15 protein-coding genes are annotated in these 17,099 nt (G+C 63.8%); 12 read left to right on the top strand and 3 right to left on the bottom strand.

All coding sequences use genetic code 11. From position 1 onward, the window contains the following. The 12 genes from AC3AYF_RS07945 to AC3AYF_RS07890 form a co-directional block, all read left to right on the top strand. On the top strand, nt 1-687 hold a 687-nt coding region (locus AC3AYF_RS07945), incomplete at its 5' end, for a chemotaxis protein CheW (RefSeq protein ID WP_487779598.1). After that, a complete protein-coding gene (locus tag AC3AYF_RS07940; protein ID WP_295038296.1) occupies nt 684-1,184 on the top strand; it encodes a chemotaxis protein CheW in 501 nt (166 codons plus the stop codon). The genes AC3AYF_RS07945 and AC3AYF_RS07940, both read left to right, overlap by 4 nt. Before the next feature lie 241 nt (nt 1,185-1,425). Then, nucleotides 1,426-3,036, top strand: a complete 1,611-nt coding sequence (locus tag AC3AYF_RS07935) for a methyl-accepting chemotaxis protein (RefSeq protein WP_295038299.1) — start codon at nt 1,426-1,428, stop codon at nt 3,034-3,036. 128 nt (nt 3,037-3,164) lie between these two features. Beyond that, entirely contained in the window at nt 3,165-5,324 is a 2,160-nt protein-coding gene (locus tag AC3AYF_RS07930) for a methyl-accepting chemotaxis protein (RefSeq protein WP_487779597.1), read from the top strand. A gap of 14 nt (nt 5,325-5,338) precedes the next feature. Next, nucleotides 5,339-6,244 carry a CheR family methyltransferase gene (locus AC3AYF_RS07925; RefSeq protein ID WP_295038317.1) on the top strand — a complete coding sequence of 302 codons (906 nt, stop codon included), beginning with the start codon at nt 5,339-5,341 and terminating at the stop codon, nt 6,242-6,244. A gap of 2 nt (nt 6,245-6,246) precedes the next feature. Continuing rightward, entirely contained in the window at nt 6,247-7,311 is a 1,065-nt protein-coding gene (locus AC3AYF_RS07920; protein WP_295038304.1) for a protein-glutamate methylesterase/protein-glutamine glutaminase, read from the top strand. Between the two features lie 77 nt (nt 7,312-7,388). Continuing rightward, nucleotides 7,389-7,778 (top strand): chemotaxis response regulator CheY, encoded by a 390-nt coding sequence (cheY, locus tag AC3AYF_RS07915; protein ID WP_110599394.1) that lies wholly within the window; start codon nt 7,389-7,391, stop codon nt 7,776-7,778. A 19-nt stretch (nt 7,779-7,797) separates the two neighbouring features. Continuing rightward, nucleotides 7,798-8,466, top strand: a complete 669-nt coding sequence (gene cheZ / locus AC3AYF_RS07910; protein ID WP_295038305.1) for a protein phosphatase CheZ — start codon at nt 7,798-7,800, stop codon at nt 8,464-8,466. A gap of 156 nt (nt 8,467-8,622) precedes the next feature. Then, the gene (gene flhB / locus AC3AYF_RS07905) at nt 8,623-9,786 is read left to right on the top strand and encodes a flagellar biosynthesis protein FlhB (RefSeq protein ID WP_295038307.1); all 1,164 of its coding nucleotides are present in this window, start codon (nt 8,623-8,625) and stop codon (nt 9,784-9,786) included. Then, nucleotides 9,783-11,867, top strand: a complete 2,085-nt coding sequence (flhA, locus tag AC3AYF_RS07900) for a flagellar biosynthesis protein FlhA (protein WP_487779596.1) — start codon at nt 9,783-9,785, stop codon at nt 11,865-11,867. Before flhB ends, flhA begins: the two co-directional genes overlap by 4 nt. Further along, on the top strand, nt 11,864-12,289 hold the full coding sequence (locus AC3AYF_RS07895; RefSeq protein WP_295038311.1) for a flagellar protein FlhE: 426 nt from the start codon (nt 11,864-11,866) through the stop codon (nt 12,287-12,289). Before flhA ends, AC3AYF_RS07895 begins: the two co-directional genes overlap by 4 nt. A gap of 130 nt (nt 12,290-12,419) precedes the next feature. Next, nucleotides 12,420-13,118, top strand: coding sequence for an RNA polymerase sigma factor FliA (locus tag AC3AYF_RS07890; protein ID WP_295038312.1), 699 nt, complete (start codon nt 12,420-12,422; stop codon nt 13,116-13,118). A gap of 144 nt (nt 13,119-13,262) precedes the next feature. Here the strand turns inward: AC3AYF_RS07890 and AC3AYF_RS07885 are convergent, their stop codons facing one another. The 3 genes from AC3AYF_RS07885 to AC3AYF_RS07875 are packed head-to-tail and all read right to left on the bottom strand — an operon-like array spanning nt 13,263 to nt 16,898. Next, entirely contained in the window at nt 13,263-13,889 is a 627-nt protein-coding gene (locus AC3AYF_RS07885; protein WP_487779595.1) for a PqiC family protein, read from the bottom strand. After that, nucleotides 13,886-15,538: an intermembrane transport protein PqiB gene (gene pqiB, locus AC3AYF_RS07880; RefSeq protein WP_295038315.1), complete on the bottom strand. Its 1,653-nt coding sequence runs from the start codon at nt 15,536-15,538 to the stop codon at nt 13,886-13,888. The genes AC3AYF_RS07885 and pqiB overlap by 4 nt, the downstream gene beginning before the upstream one ends. After that, on the bottom strand, nt 15,531-16,898 hold the full coding sequence (locus AC3AYF_RS07875; protein ID WP_487779594.1) for a PqiA/YebS family transporter subunit: 1,368 nt from the start codon (nt 16,896-16,898) through the stop codon (nt 15,531-15,533). The genes pqiB and AC3AYF_RS07875 overlap by 8 nt, the downstream gene beginning before the upstream one ends. Between the last annotated feature and the right edge of the window lie 201 nt (nt 16,899-17,099).

The following is a 17,099-nucleotide window of genomic DNA, read 5'->3' as shown; positions in this document are numbered from 1 at the left end:
GGTCTTGCCGTTACCGATTCCATGAGCGACGACGATGTCTGGCAACTGATCTTCGCGCCGGGCTTCTCCACCGCCGAGCAGGTCAGCGACGTCTCCGGTCGGGGTGTCGGCATGGATGTCGTCAAGCGCAATATCCAGGAGATGGGCGGACACGTCGAGATCCTGAGCAAGCCCGGCCAGGGAACGACGACCCGGATCGTATTGCCGCTGACGCTCGCGATTCTGGACGGCATGTCCATTCGATGCGGTAACGAGACCTTCCTGTTGCCGTTGAACGCCGTGCTCGAATCCCTGCAGCCGCAATCCGATGACATCTACTCGATGGCGGGCGACGACCAACTGCTCAAGGTGCGCGACGAGTATCTTCCCATCATCGCCTTGCATCACGCCTTGGACGTGACCGACGCCAAGACCGAGTTGACCGAGGCCATCGCGGTCATCGTGCAGGGCGAGGGGCGTCGCTATGCCCTGCTGGTGGACGACCTGGTCGGCCAGCAACAGGTCGTGGTCAAGAATCTGGAAACCAACTATCGCAAAGTGCCGGGCATCTCCGCCGCCACCATCCTCGGTGATGGCAGCGTGGCTCTGATTCTCGATATTGCCGATCTACATCGTCTCGATCGACGCAAGTCGCAGCAGCGTCACGAGGCGAAACATCAACACCTGCAAGAGGTATCGCTAGCATGAGCGCACAAGCGAACACGAACGCTCCCGCCACTGACGCGGCGAGCAGTGAATATCTGGTCTTCTCCCTGGGCGACGAGGAGTACGCCGTCGATATCCTCAAGGTGCAGGAAATCCGCGGTTACGAGAACGTCACCCGCATCGCCAACGTGCCCGATTTCATCAAGGGCGTCACCAACCTTCGCGGGGTCATCGTCCCGATCATCGATCTGCGGCTGAAGTTCCACCTCGACAAGATCGAGTATGGCGGACAGACGGTGGTGATCGTGGTCAACGTCGATGATCGCATCGTCGGTATCGTCGTCGACGGCGTCTCCGACGTAATGAGCCTGGCCCCGGACCAGATCAAGCCGGCGCCGGAGTTCGGTGTCACGCTCTCCTCGGATTACCTGAGCGGTATCGGCAGCCTCGAGGATCGAATGCTGGTGCTGGTCGACATCGAGAAGCTGCTGACCCACGAGGAGATGCAGCTGGTGGAGCGGACGGCCGAAAGCGCCTGATCGTCAGGTACGGCAAGTCCCGGAAGACCGCAGCCTCGGCTGCGGTTTTTTGTTGTCGGGAGAAACCGGTCCAATTTCGAGATTTTGGTCTAATAAAGATCAAGGTGATCCAGTGGCAGGCCGATAAGGAAGCTGTCGCGCTTCGAAAGACCGGTTTCGTGGGGAGCGAGCGTGGCGACCATCAAGCAACCTTTCGAGCAACCCGGGTAAAGATGTCATGCTGAATTTTCGTGAGTGGACGATGCGTCGCAAACTGTGGGCGACGCTGGGGTTGATGTGGATCGGCCTGGTCATGGTGGCGGGATGGTCGCTTTACTCCATGCGGGAGAACCTGCTGGAACAGCGTATCCAGAGCCTGCAGTACTTCATCGGCAGCGCCAAGCAGTTGGTCGACAGCTACGTCAGCCAGGCGGAAAGCGGCGAGCTGAGCGAGGCGGACGCCAAGCAGCAGGCGCGTAACGCGCTCTCCCATCTCGGGTTCGGTGCCGATGGCTACATATTCGTCTTCGATTCCAATCTCGAGATCGTCGAGCACCCGCGACGCGCGGTGGGTGACAGCATGCGGGACTACCAGGATCCCAACGGCGTCTATCTCTATCGTGAGATGCTCGCGGCCGCACAACAGCCGGATGGCGGCCTGGTGCCTTACGTCTCGCGTCGCAGCGATGGCGACGAGATGTACGACAAGCTCAGCTACGTGATGCGCGTACCGCAGTGGGACTGGCAGATCGCCACCGGGGTCTACGTCGACGACATCGATGCCACGCTGATCGATGGCGCCTCGGTCTATCTGGCGCTGATCGCAGCCATTGGCGGCTTGCTGTCGCTGATCGTGGCCTGGGTCATACGCAACGTACTGGGGCGCCTGGGTGGAGATCCGGGGCACGCGCGCAACAGCATCCAGAAGATCGCCGAGGGTGATTTCTCCCAGGCGCTGGTGCTCAAGGCCAGAGATACCGACAGCCTGCTTTTTGCGATAGAGAGCATGCGCCAGCGGTTGTCGAAGACCTTCTCCGATATCCGAACCAGCGCCGAGTGGGTCAATGTCGGTGCCGGCCAGATCGCCAGTGGCAACCAGGATCTCGCCGTACGAACCGACCAGCAGTCCGCCGCCATCGTGGAGACGGCCTCCAGCATGGAGCAGTTGACCCAGACCGTTCGTCACAATGCGGACAACGCCGACACGGCCACCCGCGCCGCGACGCAGACCCGTGAGCGAGCCCAGCAGGGTGGCGAGATGATGCGCCACATCGAGACCACGATGTCGAAGATCCAGGAGGGTTCGCGGCAGATGGCGGAGATCGTCGACATGATCGACAACATCGCCTTCCAGACCAACATTCTCGCCTTGAACGCCTCCGTCGAGGCTGCACGCGCCGGCTCTGCCGGACGAGGGTTTGCCGTCGTCGCCGAGGAAGTCCGCAATCTGGCCAGCCGTAGCGCCGAGGCGTCCAGAGAGATTCGAACGCTGATCACCGGCTCGGGGGAGCAAGTCAACAGCGGTGCCACCCTGATCGAGCAGGCGGGCCGAGCCATGGAGGAGATCGTCTCTTCCGTGGCCAGCGTCAGTGGCCTGATGGAGGAGATCGCCAACGCTTCCCGCGAGCAGCGCAGCGGCATCGAGCAGGTCAACCAGGCGATCACCGAACTCGACCAGGTCACCAGCCAGAACGCCGCCCTGGTGCAACAGACCGCCAACGCCTCCCAGTCGCTGGTGGGACAGGCCCGCAAGCTCGAGGCGACGCTGGAGCACTATCGCGTCGCGCCAACCGATGCCGAGGACCCTTCAGGCTTGACCCAATGGCGGCCGAACGCCGAGCGGGAGCGACATGCCGTGGAGCAGCTCGCATGAGCGGGATTGCCGCGGAAGGCTCAAGAGTGCGATCGATCGGCCGATAACAATCCGCAACGATCACGTTTGGTCTGCCCCATGCCCGCCGGCAGATCGCGAGTGGGCATAACAACACCAGGGATGCTGCGATGCGAAACAATCAGCCTGTGACCGACCATGAGTTCGTGGTCAGCGACTCGGATTACCTGATCTCCCGAACCGATCTGAAAGGCAGGATCACCTACGCCAATCCGGCGTTCGTCAGGGTCAGCGGTTTCAGCCGGGAAGAACTGATCGGCGCGCCCCATAACATCGTTCGTCATCCCGATATGCCTTCTGCGGCGTTCGCCGACCTGTGGAAGACCCTCGAGCGGGGCGAAAACTGGTCCGGGGTGATCAAGAACCGCCGCAAGGATGGATCCCATTACTGGGTCCAGTCCACGGTCACGCCCATCATCGAGGATGGCAAGGTCGCCGGTTACACCTCCGTGCGCACCCGGGTTGCCGACAAGCCGCGTCAACTGGCGGAAAAGCACTACCCGCAGCTGCTGGCCGGACGCAAGCGAGGCGTTCGGCTCGACCGTGGCGAACTGAAGCCGCGGGGATTCGTTCCCGCGCTTCGTCGGCTCAGCCTGCGATCGCTGAAAGGGCGGCTGATCTCGATGATGGTGCTGGCTCTGGTCGTGCTGGCCGTCAGTGGCAGCGTCTCTATCTATGCGCTGCATGAAGACGGACAACGTCTGCAACGACTGACCACCGATGGCCTCGAGGACCTGGCCCGGCTGCAGAAGATCGATCAGTTGATGTCGAAAGGCCGCGACCTCGTCTCCAAGCCGGTCAGTAACCCGATGGCGGCCGATCTGGCGCCGATCAACGATCAAGTCGATGCGCTCATCAGCGAATTGAACGCCACCTGGGCCGCCTATTATCAGAACCGGCCGGTCAATCAGACCGAAGCGGCGGACACCTTTGCCGCCGATCTCGAGAGTTATCGGGACGACGGGCTGAAGGGGGTCATGGAGGCGCTCAACAGTGGTGACTTCTACCAGTCCTACGTGGCCTACAACGATGTGCTGCAGGCCAACAGCGACAAGATCAGCAGCGACCTCAACGTCCTGGTCGAGGCGAAGCGTCAGAGTGGCGCGGCCATGGCCGTCAGCGCCGCCAAATCCCAGCGCACCACAATGATCATCCTGCTCTCGCTGCTGGCGGCAGGGGCCATCCTGTTGCTCATCGTGGGCATGACGACGATTCGAGCGACGCTGAAGCCGGTTCGCGAAGCGCTGGATTTCGCACTGCAGATCGCCTCGGGCAATCTGGGCGCGACGCTGCGGCAACGCAGCAACGATGAAATCGGGCGTCTGATCGGCGCGCTCAACAGCATGCGCCAGAGCCTGGGGACGATCGTCGGCGACGTCAATTCGAACGTCGCCGTGGTGGCGCCGGCGACCCGCGACATCGCCAGTGGCAACGAAGATCTCTCCTCGCGCACCGAGCAGCAGGCGGCGTCGCTGGCGGAGACCGCCTCCAGCATGGAACAGATGACGGCGACCGTGAAACAGAACGCCGACAATGCTCGTCAGGCCAGCCAACTCGCCAATGGCGCGACCGATACCGTACGCCGGAGCGGCCAGGTCATGGGCGAGGTCGTCGGGACCATGGGGCGGATCACAGATAGCTCGCGCAAGGTCGCCGTGATCGACTCGATCGCCTTCCAGACCAACATTCTGGCCTTGAACGCGTCGGTCGAGGCGGCGAGGGCGGGCGAGCAGGGCAGAGGGTTTGCGGTCGTGGCCGGCGAAGTACGAAACCTGGCCAGCCGTAGTGCCGATGCCGCGAAAGAGATCCGGAACCTCATCGACAGCTCCACCCAGGAGGTGGGGCACGGCGCGGATCTGGTGCGTCAGGCCGAGGGATCGATCGATGAAGTCGTCAACGCCGTGACCCGCGTCAACGACATCATCAGCGAGATTTCCGCGGCTTCGGAAGAGCAGACCAGCGGCATCGAGCAGATCAGCCAGGCCGTCGCCCAGATGGACGAAGTGACCCAGCAGAACGCCGAGCGCGTGCAAACGACCGCCTCCTCCGCAGCAGAGCTGCGTGCGAGTGTCGAGCACCTGACCCACTCGATCGCGGTCTTTCGTCTGGCGGGCAGTGGCGAGGAGCGTCTGACGCCGTCCGGCAACCCCGAGTCCGGCAAGCACCACGAGACACAGCGGCTGGCGCGGCCCACCGAGGCAACCGCCAGGCTGCCGGCCGGCGGTCGCCGTGTCGTGACGGATGACAACGAGGAGTGGGAGGCATTTTGAAAACCGAGTCGGTCATGTTCTCGGCCCACGGTATGGGCGACAGTAATGGTGACGGTGCCGTGCGTTTCACCCGGGATCTCGATTTTTCCCCGCGTGACTTCGAGCGGGTCCGGGATCTGATCTACCGCCGCGCCGGTATCGTCATGGCCGATAACAAGCGTGAAATGGTCTACAGCCGATTGGCAAAGCGTCTGCGGCTGCATGGCATGACCCGCTTCGGTGACTATCTCGACAGGCTCGAGGCCCGTTCGGATTCCGAGGAGTGGGAGGCGTTCACCAATGCCCTGACCACGAACCTGACCGCCTTCTTCCGGGAGGCGCACCATTTTCCGGCGCTGGCCGAAGAGGTGCGTCGTCGCGGCCCCGGGATCAAGATCTGGTGCGCCGGGGCGTCGACCGGAGAGGAACCCTACTCGCTGGCGATGACGGTAAAAGAGACGCTGGGCGCCGCTGCCTCCCAGGTGAAGATCCTGGCGACCGATATCGACACCGAAGCGTTGAACACGGCGCGGGCCGGGGTGTATCCGCTGGAAACGGTGGAGAAGCTCGGTGAGGCCCGCTGTCGTCAGTTCTTCCAGCGCGGCAGCGGAGCGCGTGCCGGCAAGGCCAGGGTGCGTCCCGAGCTGGCGGCGATGATCGACTTCAGGTCGCTCAATCTGGTTACCGGTGCGTGGTCGATCAGTGGGCCGTTCGACATCATCTTCTGCCGCAATGTCATGATCTATTTCGACAAGGAGACCCAGACCGAGATCCTGCGTCGCTTCGCGGGCCAGTTGAAACCGGATGGGCTGCTGTTTGCGGGTCATTCGGAGAACTTCTCCTTTCTGAGCCAGGCTTTCCGTTTGAGGGGGCAGACCGTTTACACGTTGGCATCGCCGTCATCGCGAGCAATGCCGGGGATGCCTCGCGCTAAGGAGTGACGGTGAAACCGATAATCAAGGTGCTATGCGTCGACGATTCGGCGCTCATACGGGATCTGATGACCAAGATCATCGATTCCCAGCCCGACATGACCGTGGTTGCCACGGCGCCCGATCCGCTGGTCGCACGCGATCTGATCAAGCAGCACAATCCCGACGTGTTGACGCTGGACGTCGAGATGCCGCGCATGGACGGGCTGGACTTCCTCGAGCGGCTGATGCGGCTGCGGCCGATGCCGGTACTGATGGTCTCCTCCCTGACCAAGCGCGGTTCCGAGATCACTCTCAAGGCGCTGGAACTCGGGGCGGTCGATTTCGTCGCCAAGCCGGAGGTCGGCATCCGGGAGGGCATGCTGGAATACGCAGGGATGATCGCCGACAAGATCCGGGCGGCCGCGCAGGCCAGGCCCCGGCGCCAGGATCGTCCGGCCGAATCAGGCAGGCCGCGGGAAGTGCTGAAGGCGCCGATGCTCTCCAGCGAGAAGATCATCATCATCGGCGCGTCGACCGGTGGAACCGAGGCGATTCGCCAGGTCATCGAGCCGTTGCCGGCCAACAGCCCGGCAGTGCTGATCACCCAGCACATGCCGGGCGGTTTCACCCGCTCTTTCGCTGAAAGGCTCGATCGCCTCTGCCGTGTGACCGTCAAGGAAGCCGAAGCCGGCGAGCGGGTGCTGCCGGGACATGTCTACATCGCCCCGGGCGACTGGCACATGCGCCTGAGCCGTTCGGGAGCCAACTACGTGATCGCGCTCGACGACGGTCCTCCGGTCAACCGGCACCGCCCGTCGGTCGATGTGCTGTTCCAGTCCGCGGCCGACTGCGCCGGTCGGAACGCGCTGGGCGTCATTCTCACGGGGATGGGGCGCGATGGGGCGGCGGGCCTGTTGAAAATGCGCGAGGCCGGTGCTCACACGGTGGCGCAGGACGAGGCGAGCTGCGTGGTGTTCGGTATGCCCAAGGAGGCCATTGCGCTGGGCGGCGCGACCGAGACCATCGGGCTGCCGGACATCGCGGGCCACCTGGTCCAGCAGATGCACGTGGCGGGGCGCGCGCAGCGCGTCTGACGGGCGCCTATAAAGCGAGCGGGCCTGCTGCCGATAAATCCCGGCAGGCCCGCCAAACGATTCGATGAGGACAGACGATGGCTGACAAGAACATGAGCATTCTGGTAGTGGACGATTTCCCGACCATGCGTCGGATCGTCCGCAGTCTGCTCAAGGAACTCGGGTTCGAGAACGTGGATGAGGCCGAGGATGGTCAGGAAGCGCTGACCAAGCTGCGGGCCGGCGGTTTCGAGTTCGTCGTTTCCGACTGGAACATGCCCAATCTCGACGGCCTGGAGATGCTCAAGGAGATTCGCCAGGATCCGAAGCTATCGTCGTTGCCGGTGTTGATGGTGACGGCCGAGGCCAAGAAAGAGAACATCATCGCGGCAGCCCAGGCGGGCGCCAACGGTTATGTCGTGAAACCGTTCACCGCCGCGACGCTCGAAGAAAAGCTCAACAAAATTTTCGAAAAGCTGGGCAAATGACGCCTCGGGAGGGGAGACCATGAGTAGTGCCAATCCTCAAGCCAGAGTTGCCGAGAGCGTAGCGCCCGACGACCTGATCCACCGAATTGGTCACCTGACCCGCATGCTGCGTGAAAACATGCGTGAGCTGGGCCTCGACAAGGAAGTGGAGAAAGCGGCCCAGGCCATTCCCGACGCCCGCGACCGGCTCAGCTATGTCGCCTCGATGACCGAGCAGGCCGCGGAGCGCGCACTCAACGCCATCGATCATGCCCAGCCTCTCCAGAACGCGCTCGAGAGCGAGGCGGTCGCCCTCGACAAGCGCTGGGACGCCTGGTTTGCCGAGCCCAAGGCGCTGGACGAAGCCAAGGCGCTGGTCAAGGACACGCGCTCTTATCTGCAGGGCGTGCCGGAGCGTACCAGTGCCACCAATGCGCAGTTGCTCGAGATCATGATGGCGCAGGATTTCCAGGATCTCACCGGGCAGGTCATCAAGAGAATGATGGAGGTGATCCACGAGATCGAGCAGCAGTTGCTCCAGGTGCTGATCGACAACGCGCCCGAGGGATCCGAACGCCGCGAACAGGCTGCGCTGTCAGCTTCACAGTCCAGCTCGCTGCTGAACGGGCCGCAGGTCAATCCGCAAGCCGTCGATGTGGTCAGCAGCCAGGACCAAGTGGACGACCTGCTGGACAGTCTCGGATTCTGAGGCCGGCGACGGGCATCACCGCGAGTTTCATCCTTCCTGAATGTTCTCCCCCCGGAATAGCAGGGCGTTCGCCCTGCTATTTCGCCCTTTGAACTGACTTCTCTCCGAGCAGAATAGCGTCCATTCCTTCATCCCCGATCCGGGCGGAGTGCGCGCTTGGCCGAACAGAACGACAGCGATCAGGAAAAGACCGAACCGGCGACTCCCAGGCGAATCGAGAAAGCGCGCGAGGAGGGGCAGGTGGCGCGCTCGCGCGAGCTGGCGACGTTCCTGTTGCTGGTTTGCGGCGTGCTCGGGCTCTGGGTCATGGGCAACAACCTCTATGACGAACTGGGCATCGTCATGGAGCAGGCCTTTCTCTTCGATCATGGGCTGGCGTTCGACACCGCCCGCATGCTGAGTCATGTCTGGTCGTTGGGGGAACATACCCTGATCGCTCTGCTGCCGCTTTTCCTGCTGTTCACGGTGGCCGCGATCCTGGGCCCGACGATGCTGGGCGGCTGGTTGCTGTCGGCGAAATCGCTCAAGCCCCAGTTGAGCAAGCTGAACCCGCTCAAGGGCCTGAAGAGAATGTTTTCGACCCAGGCGCTGGCGGAACTGGCCAAGGCCATTGCCAAGTCGGCCCTGGTCGGCGGTGTCGGCGTGGCCTATCTGTGGGGGCAGCGCGATACGCTGCTCGGCCTCATGGAGCTGCCGATTCAGCAGGCGCTGGCGACGGCCATGAGGATGGCGGCGGTGGGGTGCGCGCTGATCGTGACCTCACTGTTGCTGGTCATCCTGATCGACGTCCCCTATCAGATATGGAGCCATAACAAGAAATTGCGAATGAGCCGCGAGGACATTCGACAGGAGCACAAGGAGACGGAGGGGGACCCGCACGTCAAGGGGCGCATCCGCTCGCAGCAGCAGGCCATGGCGAGAAGGCGGATGATGAGCAAGGTGCCGACGGCCGACGTGATCGTGACCAACCCGACCCATTACGCGGTCGCACTGAGCTACCAGCAGGATGCGATGTCCGCCCCCGTCGTCATTGCCAAGGGCGCCGATCAGGTGGCTGCCAGAATTCGGGAACTCGGCGACGAGAATCGCGTGCCGCGGCTGGAGGCCCCACCCCTGGCCCGCGCGCTGTATCACCACGTCGACCTCGACCAGGAAATCCCGGGCGATCTCTACACCGCGGTGGCCGAGGTCCTGGCCTGGGCATTTCGCCTCAAGCAGGTCGAAAGCGATGGCGGCGAGGTCCCGGCGACCCCCCGCGACTTACCCGTGCCACCCGCCCTCGACGATGCGGCACCGGATTCATCCAAGGAGAGTGAATGAACGCGCTCAGCCAGTGGTTCGGTCAGCGCAAGTGGCCGGCGGAAACGCAGTACAGAGTGCTCGCGGGCCCGGTACTGATCATCATGATATTGAGCATGATGATCTTGCCGTTGCCGCCATTCGCGCTCGACCTGTTCTTCACTTTCAATATCGCGCTGTCGATCATGGTGTTGCTGGTCAGCATGTTCACCGAGAAACCGCTGGATTTTGCGGCTTTCCCGGCGGTGCTGCTGTTCTCGACGCTGCTGCGGCTGTCATTGAATGTGGCCTCGACCCGCGTGGTCCTGATGGAAGGGCACCAGGGCGGTGACGCCGCGGGCAAAGTGATCGAGGCCTTCGGCGAGTTTCTCATCGGCGGCAACTTTGCCGTCGGCTTGGTGGTGTTCCTGATTCTCGTCGTCATCAATTTCATGGTCATCACCAAGGGCGCTGGGCGTATCGCCGAAGTCGGGGCGCGCTTCACGCTGGACTCCATGCCAGGCAAGCAGATGGCGATCGATGCCGACCTCAACGCCGGTCTCATCGGCGAGGAAGAGGCGCGCAGGCGCCGCACCGAGATCAACCAGGAATCGGAGTTCTACGGTTCCATGGATGGTGCGAGCAAGTTCGTCCGCGGCGATGCCATGGCGGGGCTGTTGATCATGGTCATCAACCTGATCGGCGGCTTGATGATCGGCGTCGCGCAGCACGGCCTGCCCTTTGGCGAGGCGGTAAAGACCTACACCCTGCTGACGGTGGGCGACGGGCTGGTTGCCCAGATTCCGGCGCTGGTGATCTCGACCGCGGCGGGTGTCACGGTGTCCCGCGTCAACACCGACCAGGACGTCGGCCAGCAGCTGTTGAGCCAACTGTTCAACAATCCGCGAGTGATGTTTCTGGCGGCCGGCGTGATGGGGCTGCTCGGCATGATCCCCGGCATGCCGAACGTCGTGTTCCTGCTGTTTGCCGTGGTGCTGGCGGCGTTGGGGTGGTGGATCCTGCGGCGGGAGCAGGTCCAGGCGGTACGCGAGGTGGAGGAGAGAGCGCCGCCGGCGGTGCAGGAGACCCCCGAGGCGAGCTGGGACGACGTGCAACTGGTCGACACCCTGGGGCTGGAGGTGGGGCATCGCCTGATTCCGCTGGTGGACCAGCGCCAGAAGGGGGAGCTGTTGGGGCGAATAAAGAGCGTGCGCAAGAAATTCGCGCAGGACGTCGGGTTCCTGCCGTCGGTGGTGCACATCCGCGACAACCTGGAGCTCAACCCCAATGCCTACGTGATCACCCTCAAGGGGGTGGAAGTCGGACGGGCGGAGGCGTTTCCCGGCAAGTGGCTGGCCATCGATCCCGGCCAGGTGTCCGGTGCCATCGAGGGCAGTCGTACCCAGGATCCGGCGTTCGGGCTGACGGCCTACTGGATCGAGACGGCGCAGCGGGAACGAGCCCAGATCTACGGCTATACCGTCGTGGACGCCAGCACGGTGATCGCGACTCATCTCAATCATCTGTTGCACGAGAACGCCGGTGACATGCTTGGCCGGGCCGAGGTACAGCAACTGCTGGACAAGGTCGCCGAACACCAGAAATCGCTGGTGGAAGACGTGGTGCCCAAGCTGCTGCCGCTGACGTCGCTCCAGCGCATTCTGCAGAACCTGCTGGCCGAGGACGTGCCGATTCGGGACATGCACACGATTCTCGACGTGCTGGCGGAATATGCCCCCCAGCAGTCGGATGCCAACGAACTGACCGCCCTGGTGCGCGTCGCGCTGGGACGGGCGATCACCCAGCAGTGGTTCCCGGGTCGCGATTCGATGCATGTCATGAGTCTCGAGCCCAGGCTGGAACAGGTGCTGACCCAGGCGCTCAACAATGGCGGCGCCTTGGAGCCGGGGCTGGCCGATACCCTGATGCAGCAGACGGCCGCCGCGGTGGAGCGGCAGCAGAGCCGCGACGAACCGACCGTGCTGGTCGTGCAGCATGGATTGCGCGCTCTGCTGTCACGCTTCCTGCGCCGCCAGATCAAGTCGCTGGTGGTGCTCTCGCAAGCGGAAATCCCGGATGACCGTAACCTGCGGGTCACCACGACCATTGGCGCACCGCCATGAGCCCGGGGTGCTCGCTCTCATCATGGCGAATCGTGCTGACCACGATCGTCGCATGGCCGGTGGCGTTGGCCTGGGCGGCCCAGGGAACCTGGGTCGCCCCGCTGCCGGGCCAGGCCGTGGTGAGGTCGGAGCGTCCTCTCGCCGGCATCGCGATCCAGCCGCCGGCATCCATCGCGGGGGCGGAGATCGTTCGCATCCGCTGGACCTTTCGCACCGACGTGCCCGCGCCGACGCTGAAGGCCTGGCTATGCCAGGACGATTTCTGTCTGCCGCTCGCCCGGCGCCGGGGGGAGACGCTACGCTTTTCGGGACGATCTGCCGCCGAGCCGTTGCGGCTGCGCTTCCAGTGGCCGGCCACGGGCCATGGCGCCGACAGGGTGACGATCTCCGGCGGTCAACTGATCATCGACTATCGTCAGTAGTGCCGACAAACAACCGAAATAGCCTCCGGATGACGGGCAGTTTGCCGTCTTGGCTCGCCGAGGGCGCGGCATAATGATGTGATTGGGTCATGCGTTCCGGTGACCGTGGGTTTTTGCACGAGGCCATTCGATGTATACCGCACAAGGCAAAATCGATCAGCACGCATTGATTGAGCAGTACTTGCCGATGGTGAGACGCCACGCGCTCTCCCTTCAAGTGCGCCTGCCCGCCAGCGTGGAGCTCGACGACCTCATCCAGGCGGGGATGCTGGGCCTGCTGGACGCCATGGGCCGTTACGACGATTCCCACGGCGCCAGCTTTTCGACCTACGCCAATCAGCGAATCCGCGGCGCGATGATCGATGAACTGCGCAGTCGTGACTGGATGCCGCGGAGCGTGCGTCGCAGCGCCCGGGCCCTGGATCAGGCGGTGCGCAGGCTGGAGCAGCAACTCGGCCGTGCCCCCGAGGAGCGCGAGATCGCCCACGAGATGGGGATATCCCGCGACGAGTACCATCAGCTGCTGACGGACGCCAACAACGGCTTTCTGCTGGCGTACGACGAGAGCGATAGCGAAAACGGCGTGACGGCGGTTTCCGAGGGTGGTCCGCCATCGCCGCTCGAGGCGCTGCTCGACGCGGATAACCGGGCCAACGTCATGGCGGCGATCGATGCACTGCCGGAGCGCGAGAAGCTGCTGCTGGGGCTCTACTATCAGGAGGAGCTCAACCTGAAGGAGATCGGCGCCGTGCTCGGCGTCAGCGAGTCCCGGGTCTGCCAGCTGCACAGTCAGGCGGTATCGCGCCTGAGAAGCCGGCTCAATCCCTGACCGCGTTCGGTGGCGTCACCGGACGGTGGCGCGTCGCTTACTCCATCGTGCTGCCAGCTCTGTCGTCGGCCCGGGGACGGCCATAGCGACCGTCCCCAGGCCGGCGCAACCAGTGTCCGGACGGGTCCCTCTAGCTGGCCCTCTTCAGTTGGCGGTCGGCGTCTGGGCGGGCGTCTCGCGGACGCCGGCCGCCACCTGCCGCGCCACATCCTTCCATACCGCACCCAGCGCACGCACCAGCGCCGGGTAGCCGTCGTCGTCCAGAGGGCGCGTCACCTCGAAATGTCGTTGCATCACCAGCCGGTTACCGTCATGGAGCTGCCACTCCCCGGAGGCCAGGGCGCGTCCGTCGTAGCGCCCCTGAAACTGGTCGACGCTCAGCGATAGCCGCTGCGCGCCAGCCCCTCCCTGCGCCGCGCTGACCACCGTCGTGCCCGGCAGCTCCGCGGAGAGCGACTGGCGCAACTGGCGTGTCAGCTGGTGCCCCAGCTCTTCCGCCCACAGGTTCTGATTGGCGGCGTTGAGCTCGATATCGCTGGTCTGCATCACGATACCCTCCTGATCGAGATAACTGGCCACCTCGACCGGGCTGACGGCCAGTTGCCGCGAAGAGACCGACACTGCCGATGACGGCGGACTCTCGACCTCCGGCAGGGTGAAGCGGCTGGCCGGGGTGGATTGCGCGGCGCAACCCGCCATCGTCGCGGTCGCGATCGTCAACAGGGTCGTGGCGCCGAACAGGCGCCAGCGGAGCATGAATGAAGCCATCATTGGGGAGCCCTCGGCACGGGGTCGGTTTGGACTTCACGATCGAAGATCAGCGCATTGGGCTGCTCGCGAAGGGTCTTGGCGACCGGCTGCAGATCGCGCATCAGGATTTCCAGCTGCTTGAGCGTGTCATTGAGCTGGCGATATCCGGAAGAGCCGGAAGAGAAGCCGTTCAGCGTGTTCTGCAACTCCTGGAGCGTATCGTTGAGGCTCCCCGGTAGCTGCTGCGTCGCCGGATCGGAGACGATGGCGTTGACCGACTCGGCGATCTGGCGCACCTCTTCCAGGGTCTGCTGGGAGGTCTGCATCGTCTGGTCCAGGCTGTCGAGAATCGGCTCGACCTGCAGACCGTTGAGCTTGTCGAGCAGGTTCGAGATCTTCTGTTCGATCTGCGCGAACCCACCCGATACGGTCGGGAACACCGGCTTGCCGTCGAACTCCATCGATTTGTAGGGCTCGGCGTCCTGGCTGAAGTTGAGGTCGACGAACAGGGCGCCGGTCAGCAGGTTGCCTGCCTTGAGCGTCGCCCGCAGGCCATACTCCTTGAACATGGTCACGAAACGATCCCGCACTTCCTGATCGTCGATATCCTCGTTGATGTTCTCGCTGCTCTCCAGCCGCTGCGGTTCGATACGAATCAGTACCGGTATCGCGAACTGGGTCAGGGTGTCGGGCTGCGGGGCGGTGAAGTGCCAGGGGACGCTGACCACCGTGCCCACGCGAACGCCGCGATACTCCACCGGTGCGCCCCGGCTGAGTCCACGAACGGTGTCGTCGACCAGCAGGACATACTCGATGTACTGGTCATAGGTGCCTTCGCGGGCGCTCTCCTCGTTGTTGTAGAGGGTGAAGGTCGCGTCCTGCTTGGCCGCATTGCCGCGGGCGATATCCTCGGGCACGCCGAAGGTCACGCCCCCGCTGATCAGCGTCTCGAAAGAGTCGAGGTTGACGTTGACCCCCTCCGAATCCAGCTGCACGTCGATGCCGGAAGAGCTCCAGAAACGCGTGGTATCGGTCACCAGGCTGTCATAGGGGGCCTGGATGAAGATCCGGTGGCGCATCTCCCGTTTCTCGGGATCGAAATCGGTACTCTCCACGCGACCGACGGTATAGCCCTGGTAAGTGATCGGGTCGCCGGCGCTGAGCGAGTTGCCGACCTGGCTCACCAGGTTGATCCTCAGTCCAGGGGCATCGGGCGGCGCGACAGGCGGCTGTTCGAGCACGTCGAAGCTGTCCTGGGGTTCATCGCTCTTGCCTGGCGCGAGCTGGATGTAGGCGCCGGAGAGCACGGTATTCAGACCGCTGATGCCTTCGCGCCCGATGCGGGGCTTGACCACCCAGAAGCGGGTCTCGGTATTGAGCATTCGCGCCGCGTCGTTGGACATGCGGGCCGTCACCACGGTGTGGGACAGATCGTCGGAGAGGCGTACCGCCTCGACGTGTCCGACCTCGACGTTGCGCGTCTTGATCAAGGTCTTGCCGGCCTCGATGCCCTCGGCGTTCTCCATGTTCAGCGTGATCAACGGGCCTCGGCTGGAAATGTTGTCCCACACCATCCAGGCGCCGATCAGCGCCGCCAGCAGGGGCACTATCCAGATCGGCGAGAGCCGCGATTGCGACACTCGTTTGGCGCGTTGCATCGAATCAGGCATCGTCGGCTTCCTTGACAGGCGAATAGGGGGATTGGCGCTTGAGCGCGGCCGGCATGTGGGGCTGCATGTTGCGCGCGTCCCAGATCAGGCGTGGGTCGAAGCTGATGGCCGCCAGCATGGTGATGATGACCACGGCGGAAAAGGCGAGCGCTGCCGGCCCCGGGGTGACCGACAGCAGCGACCCGGCATGGACCAGCGACACCAGAATGGCGACCACGAACACGTCGATCATCGACCAGCGGCCGATCAGTTCGGTGATCCGGTAGAGCGTCTGGCGCTTGTGCTTGAACTCGGATTCACCGCTGCGCCGGACCGTGATGCAGAGCCAGGCGAGCGCGAACACCTTGCCGATCGGCACCACCACACTGGCGGTGAAGATGATCAGCGCGATGGGCCAGTCGCCATGGCCGAGAAAGATCATCACGCCGCCGATGATGGTCGAAGGGGTCTCGTTGCCCAGCGATGTCGTGGTCATGATCGGGTAGAGATTGGCGGGGATATAGCACAGTGTCGCCGCGATCAGCAGCGCCCAGGTCTTCTGCAGGCTGTGGGGGCTTCGGAAACGTAGCGGCTCTCCACAGCGCTGGCAGCGTCCGCGCCCGAAATGGCCGAGGCGATTGACCAGCCCGCAGGTCGGGCAGCCGGTGAGCTTCTGTTCCGCGGCCGGCTGGCCCGGCCGACACCCCTCGGGTGCCAGCGGCTCGCCCACCAGCGAGAACCACATCCAGTCTGTGTCGATGGAGCGTGTGGTCAGCAGCAGCAGCAGGGCATAGACGCAGAACGCCCAGAACGACAGGCCCAGGTCGACGGACGCCATGCCGGCGATCTTGATCAGGCTGACGAGTGCGCCGATCACGAAGACGTCCGCCATCATCCATGGCCCCAGGTGGGAAAGCGCGCGGGCGATGCGGTAACTCCGCGGCAGCGGGCGCCGCTGCAGCAGGCCGAAATGCAGCCAGATGACCGCGAGCAGGTAGACAGCGGGCAGCACCACCACGGTCAGCAGTACCAGCATGCCGACGAAAGGCTCGTGGAATCTGACCAGGCTGGCCGAGGTGTCGGTGAGTTGAATGGCGTTGCTGACGCCGCGCGCCTCGAAACTGATGAACGGAAAATAGAGCGCTGCCGCCAGTGCGATCAGGGCGCTGATGGCGAATGCCAGGCTGCGCTCGGCGGGGCGGACGTGGCGGTGGCTGAGCGTATGGCCACAGCGCGGGCAGCTGGCTCGCTGGCCCGCATGCAGCGGCGGCAGCGCGACCAGCAGGTCGCATTCATGGCAGGCGCGCAGACGGCGACGCGTCCGCCGAGGCGTCAGAAAGGTCGCCTTGTCTATGCCGGTGTCATCCTTGCCTGATGCCAAAGCCGTACCCGATGCGAAGACTGAGTGGAAAAAGCGTCACGCTGCGTAAAGAGAGCATATTACTGGAATACATACGCCGGTGCATGTTTGCCGGATGCCCATCGAAGACGGCGGCGTCGCTGCTGAAAAGTCACGATAGTTCAGCCGCTTGGATACTATAGTAGGCTAAGGCCGCTTTGCCGAAGAACGACAGTGTCCGAG

Source organism: Salinicola sp., from assembly GCF_982684285.1.
The sequence above is the reverse complement of the archived record's forward strand: the minus strand, read 5'-3'. Positions and strand labels throughout refer to the sequence as shown.